This is a genomic window from Prevotella sp. oral taxon 306 str. F0472 (assembly GCF_000257925.1).
In the GTDB taxonomy this organism is placed as follows: Bacteria; Bacteroidota; Bacteroidia; order Bacteroidales; family Bacteroidaceae; genus Prevotella; species Prevotella vespertina.
On the sequence record NZ_AJIN01000070.1, the window covers coordinates 16,031 to 35,035 of the forward strand.

Annotated in this window: 20 protein-coding genes; 8 read left to right on the forward strand and 12 right to left on the reverse strand. The window is 41.9% G+C overall.

The window, feature by feature from the left end:
- The first annotated feature begins 144 nt into the window (after positions 1-144).
- The gene (gene rlmD, locus HMPREF9969_RS11565; protein ID WP_009436050.1) at positions 145-1,569 is read left to right on the forward strand and encodes a 23S rRNA (uracil(1939)-C(5))-methyltransferase RlmD; all 1,425 of its coding nucleotides are present in this window, start codon (positions 145-147) and stop codon (positions 1,567-1,569) included.
- A 75-nt stretch (positions 1,570-1,644) separates the two neighbouring features.
- On the opposite strand, the gene clpB is transcribed toward rlmD, so the two are convergent.
- The 10 genes from clpB to HMPREF9969_RS11615 all read right to left on the reverse strand — a co-directional run bounded on the left by clpB (position 1,645) and on the right by HMPREF9969_RS11615 (position 13,708).
- Positions 1,645-4,233, reverse strand: a complete 2,589-nt coding sequence (gene clpB, locus HMPREF9969_RS11570; protein ID WP_009436071.1) for an ATP-dependent chaperone ClpB — start codon at positions 4,231-4,233, stop codon at positions 1,645-1,647.
- Between the two features lie 280 nt (positions 4,234-4,513).
- The gene (locus HMPREF9969_RS11575; protein WP_009436041.1) at positions 4,514-4,945 is read right to left on the reverse strand and encodes a DUF5675 family protein; all 432 of its coding nucleotides are present in this window, start codon (positions 4,943-4,945) and stop codon (positions 4,514-4,516) included.
- 163 nt (positions 4,946-5,108) lie between these two features.
- Positions 5,109-7,457, reverse strand: coding sequence for a BT4734/BF3469 family protein (locus HMPREF9969_RS11580; RefSeq protein ID WP_009436029.1), 2,349 nt, complete (start codon positions 7,455-7,457; stop codon positions 5,109-5,111).
- A gap of 78 nt (positions 7,458-7,535) precedes the next feature.
- Complete coding sequence (locus HMPREF9969_RS11585; protein WP_156787985.1) at positions 7,536-7,847, reverse strand: hypothetical protein; 312 nt, start codon at positions 7,845-7,847, stop codon at positions 7,536-7,538.
- A 4-nt stretch (positions 7,848-7,851) separates the two neighbouring features.
- Positions 7,852-8,130 (reverse strand): hypothetical protein, encoded by a 279-nt coding sequence (locus tag HMPREF9969_RS11590; protein ID WP_156787986.1) that lies wholly within the window; start codon positions 8,128-8,130, stop codon positions 7,852-7,854.
- Between the two features lie 122 nt (positions 8,131-8,252).
- Entirely contained in the window at positions 8,253-8,657 is a 405-nt protein-coding gene (locus tag HMPREF9969_RS11595; protein ID WP_009436037.1) for a hypothetical protein, read from the reverse strand.
- Between the two features lie 634 nt (positions 8,658-9,291).
- Positions 9,292-9,894, reverse strand: a complete 603-nt coding sequence (locus HMPREF9969_RS11600; protein WP_009436022.1) for a hypothetical protein — start codon at positions 9,892-9,894, stop codon at positions 9,292-9,294.
- Entirely contained in the window at positions 9,887-11,182 is a 1,296-nt protein-coding gene (locus HMPREF9969_RS11605) for an ATP-binding protein (protein ID WP_009436067.1), read from the reverse strand. Before HMPREF9969_RS11605 ends, HMPREF9969_RS11600 begins: the two co-directional genes overlap by 8 nt.
- A 665-nt stretch (positions 11,183-11,847) precedes the next feature.
- Positions 11,848-12,786, reverse strand: a complete 939-nt coding sequence (locus tag HMPREF9969_RS11610) for a hypothetical protein (RefSeq protein WP_009436052.1) — start codon at positions 12,784-12,786, stop codon at positions 11,848-11,850.
- Positions 12,764-13,708: a hypothetical protein gene (locus HMPREF9969_RS11615; RefSeq protein ID WP_009436042.1), complete on the reverse strand. Its 945-nt coding sequence runs from the start codon at positions 13,706-13,708 to the stop codon at positions 12,764-12,766. The genes HMPREF9969_RS11610 and HMPREF9969_RS11615 overlap by 23 nt, the downstream gene beginning before the upstream one ends.
- 1,031 nt (positions 13,709-14,739) lie before the next feature.
- Here HMPREF9969_RS11615 and HMPREF9969_RS11620 point away from each other — a divergent pair.
- The 7 genes from HMPREF9969_RS11620 (at position 14,740) to HMPREF9969_RS11645 (ending at position 17,883) form a co-directional block, all read left to right on the forward strand.
- On the forward strand, positions 14,740-15,234 hold the full coding sequence (locus tag HMPREF9969_RS11620) for a DNA-binding protein (protein WP_009436009.1): 495 nt from the start codon (positions 14,740-14,742) through the stop codon (positions 15,232-15,234).
- A 133-nt stretch (positions 15,235-15,367) separates the two neighbouring features.
- A complete protein-coding gene (locus tag HMPREF9969_RS12935; protein ID WP_156787987.1) occupies positions 15,368-15,460 on the forward strand; it encodes a smalltalk protein in 93 nt (30 codons plus the stop codon).
- 269 nt (positions 15,461-15,729) lie between these two features.
- Positions 15,730-16,410 (forward strand): translation initiation factor IF-3, encoded by a 681-nt coding sequence (gene infC, locus HMPREF9969_RS11625; protein WP_009436028.1) that lies wholly within the window; start codon positions 15,730-15,732, stop codon positions 16,408-16,410.
- Between the two features lie 113 nt (positions 16,411-16,523).
- Positions 16,524-16,721, forward strand: a complete 198-nt coding sequence (rpmI, locus tag HMPREF9969_RS11630) for a 50S ribosomal protein L35 (protein ID WP_009436018.1) — start codon at positions 16,524-16,526, stop codon at positions 16,719-16,721.
- A 36-nt stretch (positions 16,722-16,757) separates the two neighbouring features.
- Complete coding sequence (rplT, locus tag HMPREF9969_RS11635) at positions 16,758-17,102, forward strand: 50S ribosomal protein L20 (RefSeq protein WP_004383393.1); 345 nt, start codon at positions 16,758-16,760, stop codon at positions 17,100-17,102.
- 284 nt (positions 17,103-17,386) lie between these two features.
- Complete coding sequence (locus HMPREF9969_RS11640) at positions 17,387-17,599, forward strand: hypothetical protein (RefSeq protein WP_155716389.1); 213 nt, start codon at positions 17,387-17,389, stop codon at positions 17,597-17,599.
- An 8-nt stretch (positions 17,600-17,607) separates the two neighbouring features.
- On the forward strand, positions 17,608-17,883 hold the full coding sequence (locus HMPREF9969_RS11645) for a type II toxin-antitoxin system YafQ family toxin (protein WP_009436030.1): 276 nt from the start codon (positions 17,608-17,610) through the stop codon (positions 17,881-17,883).
- A gap of 23 nt (positions 17,884-17,906) precedes the next feature.
- On the opposite strand, the gene HMPREF9969_RS11650 is transcribed toward HMPREF9969_RS11645, so the two are convergent.
- Positions 17,907-18,170 (reverse strand): hypothetical protein, encoded by a 264-nt coding sequence (locus HMPREF9969_RS11650; protein WP_009436045.1) that lies wholly within the window; start codon positions 18,168-18,170, stop codon positions 17,907-17,909.
- A 160-nt stretch (positions 18,171-18,330) separates the two neighbouring features.
- Positions 18,331-18,828, reverse strand: a complete 498-nt coding sequence (locus tag HMPREF9969_RS11655; protein ID WP_232212676.1) for a hypothetical protein — start codon at positions 18,826-18,828, stop codon at positions 18,331-18,333.
- Positions 18,829-19,005: the final 177 nt, after the last annotated feature.

A 19,005-nucleotide genomic window follows, 5' to 3' on the forward strand; every position in this document is an offset into this window, starting at 1 on the left:
TAAAGTGACAAACTTTTCAATGAATAATGTAATCTCTACCTTACATTTTCATCTTGTTAGCGAACACACATACACAATAAAGATAGGCACAACGACGCATACTAGATTTTTTTAGTAACTTTGCAGCCAAATACAAAACAATTTATGAGTAGAAAGAGAAAGCCATTTCCTATATTTGAGAATGTCACTATAGAGGCAGTTGCTGCCGAAGGAAAGTGTGTTGCACACGTGGAAGACAAGGTTGTCTTTGTTCCATTTGTTGTTCCTGGTGACATCGTCGACTTGCAAGTTCGGAAGAAGAAACGTAGTTATTGCGAGGCTACCGTCATTCGATTTATCAGCAAGAGCAATGTGCGTGAAGAACCTATGTGCGAACACTTTGGTATCTGTGGCGGATGTAAATGGCAGAACTTACCTTACAGCGAACAATTAAAGGCAAAGCAGCAGCAGGTTTACGATCAACTGAGCCGCATTGGAAAGGTTGAGCTTCCTGAGTTCCGACCTATCATGGGTTCTGTCCACACAAAGGAATATCGCAATAAGCTAGAGTTTGGTTGTGCCAATAAACGATGGTACACCGCCGAAGAATTAGCTGCGTTACCTGAAGGTGTTGGGCTATCAGGTGGTGCCATTGGATTCCATATAACGGGCAGCTTCGATAAGATTTACCCTATTGAGAAGTGCTGGCTCATGGATAATCTTTGTAACGAGATACGCAATGATATTCGTGACTATGCTTTAGAAACGGGAATGACATTCTATGACATCCGCGCTCAACATGGTTTATTACGTGACCTCATGCTTCGTAACTCTAATACGGGTGAGTGGATGTTGCTCGTACAATTCCATTACGATGAAGAGGGAGATGACGAGCGAGCAAAAGCTCTCATGCAGCATATTGCTGAGAAATTCCCACAAATAACCTCTCTTTTCTATGTCGATAATCAGAAGGGAAACGATACGTTTAACGACTTAGAACTAACGCTTTATAAAGGTAATGACCATATCTTTGAAACGATGGAAGACCTGAAGTTCAAGGTAGGTCCAAAGAGTTTCTATCAAACGAACACCGAACAGGCTTATCATCTTTATTCTGTTGCTAGAGAATTTGCCAATCTTACGGGAGATGAGCTTGTTTACGATCTCTACACAGGAACGGGAACAATCGCCAACTTCGTTGCTAAGAAAGCTCGTAAGGTGATTGGTATCGAGTATGTTCCCGAAGCGATTGAAGATGCAAAGGTCAATTCCAACGTCAATAACATTGATAATACGCTCTTCTATGCTGGCGATATGAAAGATATTCTCACCGAAGAGTTTATCCAAAAGCATGGTCGCCCTGATGTTATCATCACTGACCCACCACGTGCTGGTATGCACCCTGACGTTGTTAACGTCATCCTCGGGGCAAGTCCTAAACGCATTGTTTACGTTAGTTGTAATCCAGCAACACAAGCACGAGATTTAGCTTTGCTTGATGCTGATTATAAGGTAGCCGCCGTTCAACCCGTTGATATGTTCCCACACACGCCACACGTTGAAAATGTGGTTCTATTAGAAAAGCGATAATTACCGATTGAATAAAAGAAGAGCCTCCACCCTTTCCGATGGAGGCTCTTTTCATATAAGTCACACTCCTTAATATTAGTTTCTAAATACTAAGCCCTCGCCAAAGCAATCAATGACTACTGGTTTGTCACGATTGACAGTACCTGCAAGCAATGACTTACTGAGGTCGTTCAATACATAACGTTGGATAGCACGCTTTACGGGTCGTGCACCGAACTCTGGGTCGTAGCCAACATCTGAAAGATAGTTGATGGCTGGGTCGGTCCATTCGAGGTTGATACCTTGTGGTTCCAACATCTCCTTAACTCTTTCGAGTTGCAAACGAACAACACCACCAATCTGATCCTTTGTCAATGGCAAGAACATAATTGTCTCGTCAATACGATTGAGGAACTCTGGACGTATCGTCTTCTTCAACATATCCATCACCGCAACTTTTGCCTTGTCGATTACTTCCTCACGATTCGTATCGTTAAGATGCTCAAACTGTTGTTGGATGTATTGCGAGCCAAGGTTAGACGTCATGATGATAATCGTATTCTTGAAGTTCACCGTGCGACCCTTATTATCTGTCAATCGACCATCGTCCAATACCTGTAAAAGAATATTGAATACGTCTGGATGTGCCTTCTCAATCTCGTCAAAGAGAACCACTGAGTAAGGTTTACGGCGTACAGCCTCAGTCAACTGACCACCCTCGTCATAACCAACGTACCCCGGAGGCGCACCGATGAGGCGTGTTACACTGAACTTCTCTTGATACTCACTCATATCAATTCGTGTCATCATTGACTCGTCATTGAAGAGATAATCAGCCAATGCCTTTGCCAACTCCGTCTTACCTGTACCCGTAGTACCTAAGAAGATGAAGGAAGCAATAGGTTTCTTTGGGTCTTGCAAACCTGCACGTGAACGACGAACAGCGTCTGCAACAGCGGTAATTGCCTCGTCTTGACCAATGACACGCTTGTGCAACTCATCCTCCAAGTGGAGTAGTTTATCCTTCTCACTCTGTAACATTCGGGTGACAGGAATGCCCGTCCAGCGACTTACCACCTCAGCTATATCATCCGCAGTAACTTCCTCACGCACCATTGCCTCACCGCCTTGCGTTGCTTGCAACTGCTGTTGAATATTCTTGATATCGTCCTCCAGTTGTTTCAAACGAGAGTAACGAATCTCTGCAACACGCTCGTAATTGCCCTCACGCTCGGCACGGTCAGCCTCATACTTGAGCTGCTCAATCTCTTGCTTGTCTTGTTGAATCTTATTCACCAATCCACGCTCGCCTTCCCACTTAGCACGGAAACTATGTTCCTGCTCTTTGAGTTCGGCAATCTCCTTGTCGAGTTGTGCAATCTTTTCCTTATCGTCTTCCCGTTTAATCGCCTCACGCTCAATCTCAAGTTGTTTCAAACGACGAGTAATCTCATCCAACTCCTCTGGAACTGAATCACGCTCCATGCGTAGTTTTGCGGCTGCCTCATCCATCAAGTCGATAGCCTTATCAGGTAAGAAACGATCTGATATATAACGCTCAGAAAGTTTTACAGCTGCTATACAAGCGTCGTCTTGAATACGAACCTTGTGATGGTTCTCATAACGCTCCTTCAATCCACGAAGGATAGAGATGGCGTCCAATTCGTCTGGCTCATCCACCATAACTGTTTGGAAACGACGCTCAAGAGCCTTATCTTTCTCAAAATATTTCTGATATTCATTCAGCGTTGTTGCACCGATAGCTCTCAACTCGCCACGTGCCAAAGCTGGCTTCAAAATGTTAGCTGCATCCATAGCACCTTCGCCACCACCAGCACCGACCAATGTGTGAATTTCATCGATGAAGAGGATGATATTACCATCAGCCTGCATCACTTCCTTAACCACACTCTTCAATCGCTCCTCGAATTCACCTTTATACTTAGCACCAGCCAACATCGCACCCATATCCAATGAATAGAGTTGCTTATCTTTCAAGTTTTCTGGCACATCTCCACGAACGATTCGCTCTGCCAAACCCTCAACAATAGCCGTCTTACCAGTACCTGGCTCACCAATGAGGATAGGGTTGTTCTTTGTACGACGAGAAAGAATCTGCAATACTCTTCGAATCTCCTCATCACGACCAATCACTGGGTCGAGCTTGCCTGCACGTGCATCCTCGATAAGGTTGCGGGCATATTTCTGCAGCGACTGATAGTTCTCGTCACCACTTTGCGACTGCACCTTCTGACCTTGACGAAGGTCATTGATAGCTGCCGTCATCTCCTTCTCTGTGCAACCCGCATCTTTCAATATCCGACTTGCGGTGGAATTTACAGCCAACAGAGCGAGCAACATCGGTTCAATGCTTACAAACTCATCGCCCATCTTCTGCGAAATATCCATCGTGCGCTGCATTACCTGATTGGTTTCAGAAGAGAGGTAAGGTTCACCACCAGACACTTTCGGTAAGTGGCTCATCTCATTCTGAATGGCACTCTCCACAGCTTGTGCGTTCACACCTAATTTCTGGAAGACGTAATTAATCACGTCCTTTCCCTTTTCCATCACACCAGCCAAAATATGCACTGGCTCAATGGTTTGCTGCCCATTTCTCTGTGCAATATTTATCGCACTCTGAACAGCCTCTTGCGCTTTAATTGTAAATTTATCAAATGTCATTCTTCAAATCTCCTTTCTTATTTTCTTATCGTTCCTCTAATCATTCCTAACCAGACGTTTTCCAATCACCTAATTATTCATCATCAGCCTCCCGATTATTTCTTACTTTTTTACTAATTCTGTAACCCATTATCTCAAATGATGTGCCTATGAAAACAAAATGACAGAATGACAGATGTAAACGACAGAATGACAGAGTTGTTGGTGGGGGTATCTCACTAATCACTCCCCTCTCCACTCGGAGAGGGGTTGGGGGTGAGGCTGTAGAGGTCGGGTGGGGCTACCTCACCATCACAAACACTTTTTCTCCTTTCTCCATAGCCTCCGTCATCATCTTAACGAGTGTCAGCACACAGCGGGTAGAGTCCAGCACATAGCCTTTGCGGCGGTTGAAACCGAGGAGGATGCAGCCCTTCGTATCTTCTGGCTTATTCCCCGCATGAATCCTTATTCCCTCAAAACCCTTCACGTTCAGCAGCAGCGGCAACCATCGTCCGAATCGTTGACTACGAGTGATGAGAATGCGATACCGCCCTGTGGGGATAGCTCTAAAACCCTCGCCTTTCACTTTCTTAATCGTTTTCAATGAACACTTTTCTGACAGACGCTTTGAAGGAGGTTCGAGGGTGTCAGAGAAAAAATAATTATTGACATATAAACGTCCGATAGTATATTTCTTCTGGTAATATTGTCTTATTAGTTTTATTTCCATAGCGTTGACTTAATTTGATTTGTGATTTTATGATTGTGATTTTGTGATCTTTATTTTTGATTTTGTTCTGTTTTCGATTTTGTGATTTTATGATTGTGATTTTGTGATTGCCAATAGAGCGTTTCAGATTACAATAAATATTACATGACACGATTAAAAGTGTTTACACCTTATATTTATCTTGGGTCGTTTTCATCCATTTGCCTTCCTCTTTCTTTTCAATCCATCCACTCTTCTTCCATCGATAGATGATGTTGTTGATTACGTTTCTGGTCACAGTAGAACCCTTTTCTTTTTGCAGGTCATTGATGGTGAAAACAGGTGGGAGTTTGTCAAAAATACATCCGTTTGCCGAATATTTTCCCATTTCTTGTTCAGCCGACTTATATTCACAGAGTAATGCTTCGCCGAAGAAGTTACATTGTTTCTCCAATATATATTCAGCAATCAAGCGGGCAAATTCCAGCACCTTCTCGTTCTCTTCACCCATCAGCAGACGGGCAATAACGCCACAACGAAAGCCAATGACGGCTGCACGCTTACGATAGGTGTCTTTGACGATGTCGCCATCAGCCATTGCCTCTATTCTTTTCCGTTCCACCCACTCGCCGATAGCTTCTCGCAATAGGGGGGTGTCAATAATGCCGTGGCTGGCGCGCAACATGGTTACAGCAGCATTAACTTCAGTCGACAAGCCCTCCACTTCTTCACCATAGAGGGGCATAGGGGCAAAAGTGGAATCGGGCATTTCTGCGATAAAGATGCGCGATGACAATCCGTTTTCAACATTGTCTCTTTTGAAGCATCTTTTGAAGGCGCCGTAAGTGCCAAGGATAGAGAAATTATAGGCTACGGGAACCACACCACTCTCTGCCTGATCTGAGTTGTAATCTTGCCCCCATACACCATTATCGAAGGCAAGGCGATAGACATCATACTTCTGCGACCATGACCCTGCACCATTTGTCTTGCGCAGCGTATCGAGTTCCTCACCAAAGGAGAAGAGCGTGTGACCACGGGAATTCTTAAAGCGTCTCAACAGCGTTGAACAACTAATGGTGACGGGCACTGAACGTATCAACACACAAGGGTCTTCGGGTGCTTTCTCGTTGGCTTTGCGACGCTTCTTTTCCTGTTTCCATTTCTCTTCAATCTCACGTGAGCGAGCATCGTCCTCAAGCATTTGACTTATCCATAAGTCCACCTTTGATTTGCAAACGCTCTTGCCTGATGCTTGTGGACCGACAATGACCGACATTAAGTTGAGTCGGTGCAACTGACCATCGCAATATCTTACTTGAACGCCGTCTGCGTAGGCAGCAGCAAGGGGGAGTACAGCACATAGTACGGGCATGTGCATATTGGCAGGAACGCCCTCAAGCGTTTTGCACAAGATGGGGGGAAGGGTGTTGAATATTTTATTAATGCAAGCTATCTGCGCTTGCTGCTCTGCCTCTCTTTTTATTTCAAGTTGTTCCAGGTTGTTTTCGGTTGATACTTTTGAATCTGACTTATTTCTGAGTGATTCTGTATAAATCTTTCGCAGTTGAAATGACATCGGGCGGTTGGTGTTGGTGTATTTCTCGTAGAAGTCTTTAATCAGCTGTTGGCAGTCGGATTCTCGTGAATATTCTGGCATACGCTGTGCGATAATGGCTTTGAGCTGCTCTTGTGGGAGGAGTCTACAGATTCCCATAGAAAGTAGTGTTACGAGCGAATTGTGACGTGTTCCCTTGCTGGTAAATGCAGCAGGTGACAGCCCCGAAGCGGAAACAAAAGCGTCGAAGAGTACTTCCGTGTCTGGATGGATGTCAACGGGTGTGTCGTCAGCGTTTGCAGTGTCTTCAGTAGTCGGCTCTGTGCTCTCTTCTGTGGATTTTATAGGGGGTAGAGGGGTGACGGGTGTGTTTTTTATGTCAGTATCTTTTACAAGTGTCGTCGGTGCTTTTTGCTCCGTAAATAGACGCTCTTTGTCGATGAAGAAGATGTAATCGGCTGGTACAGCAAACGAGCAGCGTGCGTAATCCTTGCAAGCTTCGTCAAAATCTTTCAGTCCCAGTTCCTTTGCAAGCCACTGCTGCCCCTGCGCCAAAGTCATATTTTGTGGAAGCGTGAAGACAATGCGCAGTCCTTCTGACGATGGCGTCATGTGCACCAGAACAATGCCTAACTCTTTCGTACGCTCTTTTACTTTTTCGTTGTAGAAGGTTTCAGGTGAGGGGATATGGTCGATGTCAAGAATGGAAAGCCCTGAAGGAATAGCCTCAGCGTTGAGTCGATGACCATTCTTGAAATGGGCATGAAAGCAGAAGGCTGGTAAGCGGCGTTTCAACTCCGCTTTCTTCGTCGAGAAATCATCACGACTCATCTCGCCACGCATCATTTGTTCGCGGTAATCGGCAAGTTCAGCACAGATGTTGTTTACTATGGTCGAATGTATTACCACATCTAAGATATCAGCTGTGCAAGGAATTGTGTGCTGGGAACGAATACTTTGTATATAATCGAACATTTTGTTTACTTTTATGATTAGAAACGGGGGTGTTCGTACATGATTTATAATGCAGAACAACCCCATGAAAAATTATTACTATGCAAGCAGACTTCCTTCCATAAAGTTAATTGCCTGCTGACTTTCATCGTAAACAACGTCTACGGGGGCTGTCTCGTTAGAGCGTTTCACCATGATGTAAAGCCTTACGCGGTCGGGTGCCACTGTTGCTCGTCCGTGTTTCATGTTCAGTATGCGGTTGGGCGTTGCCGTTGATGGCGTTTCTCTCGCGAACGCACGGAAATCAAATTCCTGTGGGGAATTCATTGCAATAGATCCTCTCACTCTCTTGCCGTTAGCGGCGATAATGCGCTGGTAGTCAGCGTCACTCATAATTACTTTTACTTCCATAATCTTATGATTTTTTATTGATAATCTCAATGTCTGAAATACTTACATTCTGGAACACACGCTCATTATATTCCGTTGTGTAGAAGTAGAGCTGTGCTGCGACGAGCGCACCCTCTTCGAGTTCTTTTTCTGCCTCTGCATCAAAGAGGGTTGATGTGAAGCGGTCGGCAAACTTACCTCCAAGCTGTTGCAACTGGATGTCACGGCAGTGCGAGGTGATTCCTTTCTGGTTGGTGTACGGGCGGACTTCTTCGAGTTTTGTAATCTTAAAAATGTTGTTCATAATGATATTTTTTTCCGCAGGCAACATTGCCATTGGTTTGTTTTATGTTTGCAAAGTTATCTCGCTTCATTCGTGATTGCAACTTTTAGAAGTAATCTGGGGTTTCTTAAAATCTCTTAATTTCATTCGTTAAATGCTTTATTTACAGAGGCTTTCAACGTTGATTCAGAAAGACTGATATTACTATGATCGTTGCTGACGAGGTATCTGAAGAAGATGCTTTTAGCCACTCTTAGTGGACTTTCTCCCTGCTCTCCTGGAGCTATTGTTAGGGCAATAAGGGCATAGAACCATGTGCGTTTTATCTTCTTTTTCCCCTCCTCCGATAAGAACAATCCTTTCTCTCTCCGCAATGTCTTCACGTCATTGGATAGATAGGGGTGCAGTTGATTGGTTAGTTCGTCCAAACGCTTGAAGTATTGCGGTTTGAATAGTTCGCATATCATTGTGTTCTCATCAAAAGGGTATCTGCGCTTTGCTTTACGCTGTTGCTGCACACGCTGTCGTGTGTAATGCTTTTTTCTCATTCTCCCAAGTGTTGTGAGAAGAGAAAGCACGGGAAACGCTGCGCAGCTTTACCTCATGAGATTCCTCCTGCCCACTCCGCTCGGGTGAAACAATCTGTCTGATCTTTAGGTGTAATCTCTCGAAAGAGAAAACCCACGTCAAGTCATTCTAACTGTGACGTGAGTACAAAGTTATAGACAGGGAGCGTTGGCATGAAGCTCAACCTTGCAAAGGCTTTATAAAAAAAATATTTTTTATTATCAAAAAATTATAAACTGATAATCAATAGGTTACGAAAATAGCTTATAATTGTTGTCGAGAATTATAGAATATTATAATGGATTTATTAAACTGTAGAATTCGTTCTTCATATGATAAATACTGCAATAAGTTTTAAGCTATACGGCTTGCTACAAGAGGGTGTGTTCAAAAAATCAAGATGGATATAGCTCTAAGTTAGCATTTGTAACTTTTAAAATAAAAGAGCCATATCAAACTCAGTATTGAGTGCTGATATGGTTCTTTTCATTACCTCTAAAAAGAAAGTAAGTTTCAAATTATAAGTTTGTATTTATCAAATGGAGCTTTACGTATTTTCTTAAAGATTTTTCTTTATGATATTACTTATTTCCATGAAAATAGTTATCATAGATATTATGGCTGTGTGGATTGATATCTTCGTGGTATTTCTGATTTTATCAGATACTCAGGAGTAAGGATTTTAATAGCATTGCTGTATATAAAATTTATGCCTTTATCATTTAATCCCAATAACCGGTCTTGGTTGTTTATGAAATTACTGAAAGGCTGTATAGTTTCATGTTCAGGATGAGATATAACCCAATAGATTCTATAAGGATAATCTGCAAAAAACTTTTTTCTGACTAAGAAATCATAACATGAGTCTAACTTTAAAAAGGCATTTTGCATATTGTCAGGTATATTTTCCTCAGTGCAGTACTTCAACTCTAACAACAAAGCCCACCTTTTCCCCCTTTCTCTTTCTGCGCGGCAGATACACTCGCACTGTTTGACGGGACGTCCCTGCTCGTCCGTCACAAGTCCTGGATTGGCTTCCAGATTGATAGCCTCGTATGAATGTTTTTTGGGGTTTAGTATATAGAACGCACCCAACCTGTTGTCAGGCTTATCAATAAAACATACCCCTTCAGATGGGACTTTCTCATCAGGGTGACGCTGATGAAAGTCTGTATAGTCAACAATAATCAAATCGTCGGAAAACCTCTCACTATTCATAAAAATTGAGCATATTATTGAAGTCGTTCATTACATCACCCATTATCGAATCAAAGAAGTTCTTGCGAATAAGATGCTTGGAATCTTGTATTGTGAAATTCTTATCGCTCATACCAACAAGACGTCCTTCATCTATCTGCCAAACCGAAACTTTCTCTGGATTGTAGCCATACTTCAAGCATGAAATCTCATCTTTCATTTCATCAATGACAGTGTCCTTTACGTAATAAGCTAACATTGCATTATTCAATGCATAAAGTATATACGGACTATGAGTTGCTATGAAAATGCTGTCTTCATGTTTTTTACTATTTTTCAACAGCTCATATATTAGTCTTACTTGGGTCTTAGGAAAGAGGTTCTGTTCTGGCTCCTCAAGATAAATGTCTGAACTACATGTCTTGGTATATGCTTTGAAAAGCTCTTTACATTCTTTATATTCTTCTTCGGACTTGAAAGCTCTTACTCCCATACCAATCTTCCCAATATATGAAGAGTTAGTCTCTTTATACGGCTTCAACCCATAGTTATACCGTTTCTTTTTGTAAATGTGGTCCAGTATTACTTCATTCTCTGCATCAACTGCTATCTTGCCATACTGTCCAGGCTTATACTGATATTCAAATAGGTAGCCAAGATAGACCAACATTGGAATTGACGACTGAATACCGCTCGACCCATTTGTGAATTGTAGGACTTTACCATTCTCCAGTTCGATATAATCTTGACCTGTCTGTTTGTCAAAATAATACTGTACGCCAAGACCGAGCACGTCTAATTTATTCTGATTGGTATAGAATGTTCTTGTCAGCATCCAATCGCTTATGAAGTTACGAATATAGTTATATTTCATTGATACTTCAAGCCAATTAGGGATAGCTGCTATGACATTTCGCTCAGCAGGAATATAAGAAATACGAGTTCTTTTGTAATTCCAACGACTTGAATCAACCCAATCCCAGCTAAAGGCTGCTTCATCCTTGTCAAATTCGTACTGAATCCACAGATGATTAGTTTCATATCTGAACTTAGCACCATTTCCCGTGACAAAGAATCCTCCAAGTTTGTGGAAGTTGATTAAATTGCTTTTTATAAAAGCGGAATCTTTAAAACTATTGTCGTCTTGTTCCAGCTGTATTCTCTTTTCAGCCCATGCGCAGAAACATGCAATCTTCAAAATGCAGCTTTTTCCTGCACTTTGAGGACCGATAATCACATTAACACGTTTCAAGTCAAGTTCAACATGATCTATAGGACCAATATTGTCTATAATAAGTTTTTTCTTCATAATTCTCTATGTCTTTAACGCATACGATTTAATCGCCAAAAGAAGCGATGTGTCCTTATTTAAATGTTTGTGTCAGATATATTATTTCTGTGATGCTTTCTTATTTCACAATACGCGATTTACTCAACTTGTAAAGCCTTGATTCACTGGTAACTGTCAAAATTATTGTATAGTACATATCTAAATGTATCAAAAATCCAAGTAGTAGAATCGACGATTGATGTTACAAAGATACAAATTAAATCTGAGAAAACTGATTACTTGGCACCTAATATTTTCACTGGGGTAGCTGAGTCTGCTTTATTACTCCATGCAATCGATATACACTCTTTTTCCATAGACCTTGTATCTCTGTGACAGGTCTGTTTAACACTCTGCAAATTCTCCTTTCGTTCCGTAGCAAAACTTAGAGTAGTTTTCTTTTTTGACTGTAAAGGTAATGATTCAATTTTTGCTTTTCTATAAGGTGTTTTTACCCTGTTTAAGTTTCTTGCAGCAAAACTTAGAGGCAGAAAATTAGGATGTCTCTGTGTGCTAAAAAGTTATTAGATGTTCTACAAGCAAGGTAGATCTTTTGATGTTTCTTGTTTCAATAAAATCAAAATCTTACTTTGTTTTTTAGTATCTGTTTGAAAAAAATTATTTAGTAGTGGTGTGGTGCAGCTTTACACCCCCTCAATGATTCTGACGATGGCATTATAGTTGTCGGTGGTGATGCCGAAAGCGGTGCGGTTGTCGTTGTAAGGGCGGTGGTGAGTGAGGTAAGGGCTGTTGTTGCCTCCGCCGATGGCTTTGTTGATGGCGTTCATGGTGATGTGGGTAAGGTTTCGGAGCTTTACGAAGATGGCGATGATGTTGAGTGCCATCTTCTTGTTTATTCCCCACGGGTTGGCGTTGGGCATTGTCATCTCGAAGCGGGGGAGGAGGGTGTCGTCGTTGCAGATGTTTTCAAAGCATTGCTTTAGATTTTCGTAGTCGGAGCTGCCAAAGAGCTGTTCTAAGCCCCTTGTCTTATCAAAGAGAGTTGTTAGGATTTTCTTTCTGCGTGCCTCCTTCTGTAGGGTGGGGGTGGTGTTTGCATCTTTTGCGGTGAAGGGGTTATAGCTGTCAATGACAATCTTCTCACCATAAATGTTAGTCTTCTGAGAGAAGAAGAGTTCAGCATACTTATCGAAAGCGGGTTTCCCTATTTCGTTCATTATTTTCAGTACGACACCATCGTTCTCACTTACAGGATCCTCCTCGTGTCCAGGTTGAATATAATTCAGACTTCTTGTGGCTGTTACGGTCATAATGAGTTGTGCTGACGCTTCAGCTTCAGCTCTTGTGCGATTGATGGTGTTTCTTCCCTGCTTGATAATGCTACACTCTTTGATTAATGAGGTGTAGATAAAGGGGATTTCGTCAATTTTATTTCCCCCTGCTTGGTAGAGTTTTTCAATGCATTGTGTACTCGTTTGCCAGATGTCCATCACAGAGATTTCTCCCTTCTCTCTTTGCAGGCGGTTGAGTGGCGATGCCCATTGTTTAAAGAGCGAACCCTCTGGTGAGTTCATTACCTGCGTCTTGTAGACCTCATTGTCATAGTCTGTCAGAATCTCCATATTCCTGTAAGTCTTTTTCAATTTTATTTATCAATGCTTTAAGATGCTCTTTTGGATAGAGTTCTGGGTTGTCGAGACTCATATTGCTGAAGGTTGCATCCTCGAAGTTGATGTATCTGTAGTTATCTTTCCCGACGTTAATCTTTTTTCTACTGCCGTTGGGTGTCAGACTGATAGATGCGTCTCCACCAATATCGCTTGCTACCTCGACAACATCTCTTGTCCATTTGTCTTTCGCATTCAAATGCACAGCGTTGCCTGCGCCAGCATCGGTGACAAGTTTCACTCCTGCGTTCGTGTCTTTGCGGATTCCTTGGATAAACTCGAAACGCTTTGCGAGTCGCTCGAGGTTAGGTTTGGGCCATGTAAATTCCACTTTTCGGAAGCCTCTGGGGTAGCGGTTTCGATCGTTAACAATCTCCCAGAAGCAGGATGAATTGTATAGATTTCTGATACTTACTTTTAGAGAGAATCGTTGTGCCATGATTCTTGAGAATGTTTTTTCAAGGATATTTTCCACCGATTTCATCGTTCGAAATGCTGTTGTTGAGTTCTCTATAGCGAGGAGCTGCACGCCAGGTCGATTGTCAATAATAATTATGCAACGTCGATAGTCATCAAAGGGGATCGAATTGAGTTGTTCGTCGTGTCGTGTTCCTCGGCAGTTGTTGAGAATCATCAGTATGTAAACGCCTTCTTCTCTGTAAGGTGCTAAGAGGAAACGATGAAGATACTGCGTGCCTCGTGCGTTGGTGAAGTTAATGCGTTTTTCGTTATTGAAATCATCAATAAACACATCGTCAAAGCATTTTTGTCGGTGGATGAAATTCCTCTCAACTTCTTGCTGGCGCTCTTCGTCGTAGAAGAAGTCGTCTTCGGCGCACTTCTCAAACATGTAGTTATAAAGTGAGAATCTTATCATTGTGCAGATTGTTTTTGTTATATTTTTTTTGGTAAAGAGATTGTTTTTGTCTGATAATAGTTTTTTCACAGTTCTGTAAGCCATAAACGCAGGAGAAACATTTTGCCTTGCTAATGAGCTTTTAGGATTGCTCTTGCAAATTTACGAAAAATATTTATAATTAACAAATAATTGAAGGCAAAATGTTAGGTCGCATAATCAGAAAGTTGTGCAATTAAAAGTCATGTAATTGAAAAGCTAATAATCACAAAATCACAATCACAAAATCACAAAATCAATTATGGTAGTATTATGCTTTTCTTTTATGTAAATAATGTATCATTATATATTATTATTTATTAATAAGGTATTATATTATATAAGAACCCTTTTTTTACACATTGAAAATCCTTTTTGTGATTTTGTGATTGTGATTGTGTGATTGGGAATAAAAGCCCCACCCTACAGCCTCCCCAAGCCCCTCCGAAAGGAGGGGATGTGCAAGTTCGCAAGTATTTTGCAGAAAACTATCAGATAAAGAGCCCAGCCCTATCCCTCGTGTGCGCATAGGCACTCCCCTCCCTTCGGAGGGGTCGGGGGAGGCTGTAGGGGTTTCTCTATTTTTGCTTATCTCTCTGTAAAACAGATAGTTACAAAGGCATTTGCGGAACTTGTTACTCCAGTACCCCAAAAAACGATTGCTTTCTGAATAAAGTTGCTTACCTTTGCAAACAGAGAACAGAAAGCCCACCCGATCTCCCCGAACCAACGGTCACTGACCGAAGGGAAGTAATGGAGAGGGGAGTGAATAAAAAGATAAGCCCCAAGATGTTTAGAAGTTAGTGCTCTTATGCTTGGAGATTAGCGTTCTTAGCGTTAAAGATTAACGTTAGTAAGGTCAAACATAATTCTAAGTCTAAAATTCAAACCTCAAAGTTAACTACGAATTACGCGAATTGCACAAATTAATTAGCAATAATGATTCGTGTTATTAGTGTCATTCGTAGTGCTAATCATAAAGTTCAAAGTTCAAACCTCAAAGTTAATACATTATGATTCATTACAAAGTTTATCAAGACAATCGCAAGACCAGTAAGCGTAAGGGATATTGGTATGCGCGTTCGGTGGTCGTTCAGACCTACGATTTGGAGAAGTTGGCGGAGTATATGTCTGCCCATAACACGCCTTATTCTAAGGGTGCTATCGCTGGTGTGCTGACCGATATGGTGGCTTGCATCCGTGAGTTGGTACTGGAGGGTGTGGCAGTGAAAATCCCAGACTTGGCTATCTTCTCAGCGGGTATTCGCAGTCAGGGTGCGGAGAAGTTGGCGGACTTCAATCCTGCGAAGCATATTTACAAACCTCACTTGCGTGCAAGGGCATCTGGTTCGTTGATGGCGGCTCGTTTGAAGCAATCTGTTCACCTGCGTGAGTACGATAAGTACGATAAGTCCATCAAGGAGAGCAAGAAGGGGGACAAGAAGGTGGAGAAGAATAACACGCATTCAGAAGGGGGCGAACAGCCTGAGGGTCCTGTGGTTGGATGATAGGGAAGCCCCACAACCAGCCTCACCCCCAACCCCTCTCCGAGTGGAGAGGGGAGTGAATAGCGGGATACCCCTAAAGTTCAAAGTTCATAATTCAAAGTTCAAAAATTAATAAATTCAAAAGATCAAAAGTATGAAAAACGAAAAGTGGAAAACAATTCTTAATGTGATTATCTCTGTGCTCACAGCCATTGCTACAACGCTGGGTATGTCGAGCTGTTTGTAGAAGCCTCCCCCGACCCCTCCGAAGGGAGGGGAGGAGCCTATGCGCACACGAGGGGATTAAGAAATCTTGTTTTTTCTCTGATAGTCTCAGCAAAATACTTGCAAATTTGCCTCCTCCCCTTTCGGGGAGGTCGGGTGGGGCTGTAGAGGTCGGGTGGGGCTTTTTTTATCCTTATCTGTGAAAAATATAAGTAAAAATGCTTGGATAATCGTTTGGAAAATAGTAACTTTGCACGCGTTTAGCGAATTTAGACACTTTAAAATAGTTGAATGAAGAATGACAAAATGAAAATGAAGTACCGCGTGAACGAGCAGATTCGCGTTCGGGAAGTACGTGTGGTAAGTGATGATGGAGCTGAGGTTATGCCTACGCGAAAAGCGTTGGAATTGGCTCAGAAAGAGGGAGTTGACCTTGTGGAGATTTCTCCTAACGCACAGCCACCGGTTTGTCGTATCATCGACTATTCTAAGTTCCTCTACCAGCAGAAGAAGCATCAGAAGGAGATGAAGCAGAAGCAGGTAAAGCAGGAGGTGAAGGAGATTCGTTTTGGTCCTCAGACGGATGAGCACGACTATAAGTTTAAGCTCAAGCATGCGCAGGAGTTCCTCAATGCAGGTAATAAGGTACGCGCATACGTGTTCTTCCGTGGTCGTTCGATTCTGTTTAAGGAGCAGGGCGAGGTGTTATTGCTTCGTTTTGCTAACGATCTTGAGGAGCTTGCAAAGGTAGAGCAGCTTCCGAAACTCGAAGGCAAGAAGATGTTCCTCTATCTTGCACCTAAGAAGGCAGGTGTTGCCAAGAAGAGTCAGCAGAAGCGCGACCGTGAGGAGGCTGAGGCTGGTGCAAAGGCAGGTGCTGAGGGCGTCAGCGAGGAGCCAAAGACGGATGGCGGTTTGTTTGCCAACGCTAAGAATGGTGCTGACGCATTGAAGAAACTGAATATTGACTAACGCCCGTTGGGTGTCTCCTCGTTATGAGGGGCGACATGGGCAACCTGTGCGTAACGTCCTGGTATATACGTTGCCACAGATGAATATAAATAACAATTTTAAATTTTACAAAAATGCCAAAACAGAAGACAAATTCCGGCGCAAAGAAGAGATTCACGTTCACCGGTACTGGTAAGATTAAACGTCATCACGCTTACCACAGTCACATTCTGACTAAGAAGACAAAGAAACAGAAGAGAAATCTTGTTCACCAGACGCTCGTGGATGGTACAAACTTGAAGCAGGTACGCGACTTGCTCAGACTTCGTTAATTCATTAGTCAAACAAATTAAAAGGAAAGAAAAACTATGCCAAGATCAGTCAATCATGTTGCTTCAAAAGCAAAGAGAACAAGAATTCTGAAGCAGACTAAGGGTTACTATGGTGCCCGTAAAAATGTTTGGACGGTAGCAAAGAATACCTATGAGAAGGGTTTGACTTATGCTTATCGTGACCGTCGTAACAAGAAGCGTAACTTCCGCGCATTGTGGATTCAGCGTATCAACGCTGCTGCTCGTCTTTATGATATGAGCTACAGCCAGTTGATGGGTGCATTGCACAAGGCTGGTATCGAGATCAACCGTAAGGTGCTCGCTGACCTCGCTGTTAACAATCAGGAAGCTTTTAAGGCTATTGTTGACAAGGTAAAGTAAGACCCACCTCCAGCTCCTCCCGAAGGGAGGAGGGCTAGATACTGAAGTGGGAGAGTTATTGCTTACTCCTATTTATTTGTCTGGCTTTTTCAAGGAGGGAAAGAATAGAGCCCACCTCTAAGTCTTTGCTAAGGCAGGGATTGGATAGGGAGGTTGGTGACTTCTAAAGATTATGAGGATTCTTCTGCGGAGGAATCCTCTTTTTTTATAGATGTTTTTTACTTTATATGTTTGTTAATATCATATTAAAATCGTATATTTGTCACGTAATGGATAAATTAGATATGAATACGTCTGTAATACATCCAGAGGTTGTAAGACTTCGACTTCCAAATAGTTCTGACCTTAGGTTTTTAAAAGAACTTGCTCAACGAATGGGTTGGTCTTTTGAACGAGAGGAAATGAATGGGCTTGATAAGAGTATCGAAGATCTAAAGGCTGGACATCTTCATCATGCTAAAGATGTTGATGAACTTATGTCTCAATTGATGAGATAGTAAGCTATATGTACAAAATTGAATATACAAATAGCTTTAAACGCTCTTTTAAAAAATGTCTTAAAAGAGGATTGGATTCTCATGTGTTTGAGGCAGCTCTTCGTATATTAGTAGAGAAAGGTAGTCTCCCTCAAAACTATAAGCCTCATAAGTTATCGGGGAAGTATCGTGGGCTTTGGGAATGTCACTTACAACCTGATTGGTTATTGATATGGTTTCAAGATGATGATAAACTAATCTTACAGCTGATTGATACTGGTACTCATTCAGATTTGTTTGGATAAATAACCTTATATTGTATTTTAGTTTATCTCCCCTTGATACGCTTAAAAATAAGGTGTATCGCTGTTGAGAGAATGTATATGAGGTTTAGCACAAGGAGATAAAACCACCATGTGAGACCTGCCCCATGTTCTGAACGAAAGAAGAAGAGGTAATAGAGTGGGAGGGAGTAACCTAATAATACAATAGCTGATAAGATACCTGCTCTTTTCTGGCGATTGAATATCTGATAGATAGTGAGGAGTGCGCAGATAATAGAGCTGATATAAAGTAAGAGATTGTCGCTCATATTCTTTTGATTTAGATGTAGTGAATGATAAGGATCTAATACCCACCTCCAGCTCCTCCCGAAGGGAGGAGGGCTAGATAGATACATTTTGTGTAGTTTTTTTGATGTGTCTTAGGGTTTGGGTTGGAATAATGGTAAGTTACATATATGAAATAAAAGCTTAGTAAATTAGACCTATTCGCCAAAGAGTTTTTATTGCTAAAATGGTTATAAGAAGGCAAAAGATGCCCGCAATTATATAGGGTACTTTGCGTTGTTCCCAATAGTAGGTATCATTATCAACGAGTGTAATGGGTCTTGATTTCATTTTTATTGTGAGATTTTGATAGCTTAGGTTGTCTTCCTTGTCACCATTTTGTAGGTTGAAGATGAAGTAGTTTCCATCAGCCCCTTTTCCTATGACAGAGTCTCCAACCACTTGTATATGTGTAATCCCATCAATAAGGTTTTCTTGCAACGGATCGTTTCTGCGATTGATGTTAGCATATTCGGGCGTATCAACTGAGGTAAGTTCATAACCATTCTTTAGTGGGATAGACCAACTATCACCGATACCAATGTCAGAACCAAGAATGATAGCAATGATAATCATACACACAAAACTACTTACAGCGTATACCCCAATAAATACTCCTGGTGTGAGGAATGATAGAACCATCTTCCTCTTCCTTTGCCTTTTGCAAAGGAAGTAAGAGAAAGGTAACGTTATCAGTCCTAATATGAGAGATAGGACTATAAGAACGATTGCCCATAAAATAAGAACAAAAAGCATTCCCATAAGATTTATTGATTATATTAAAGGGATAAGAGAGTATTCCCCTCTAATACCCACCTC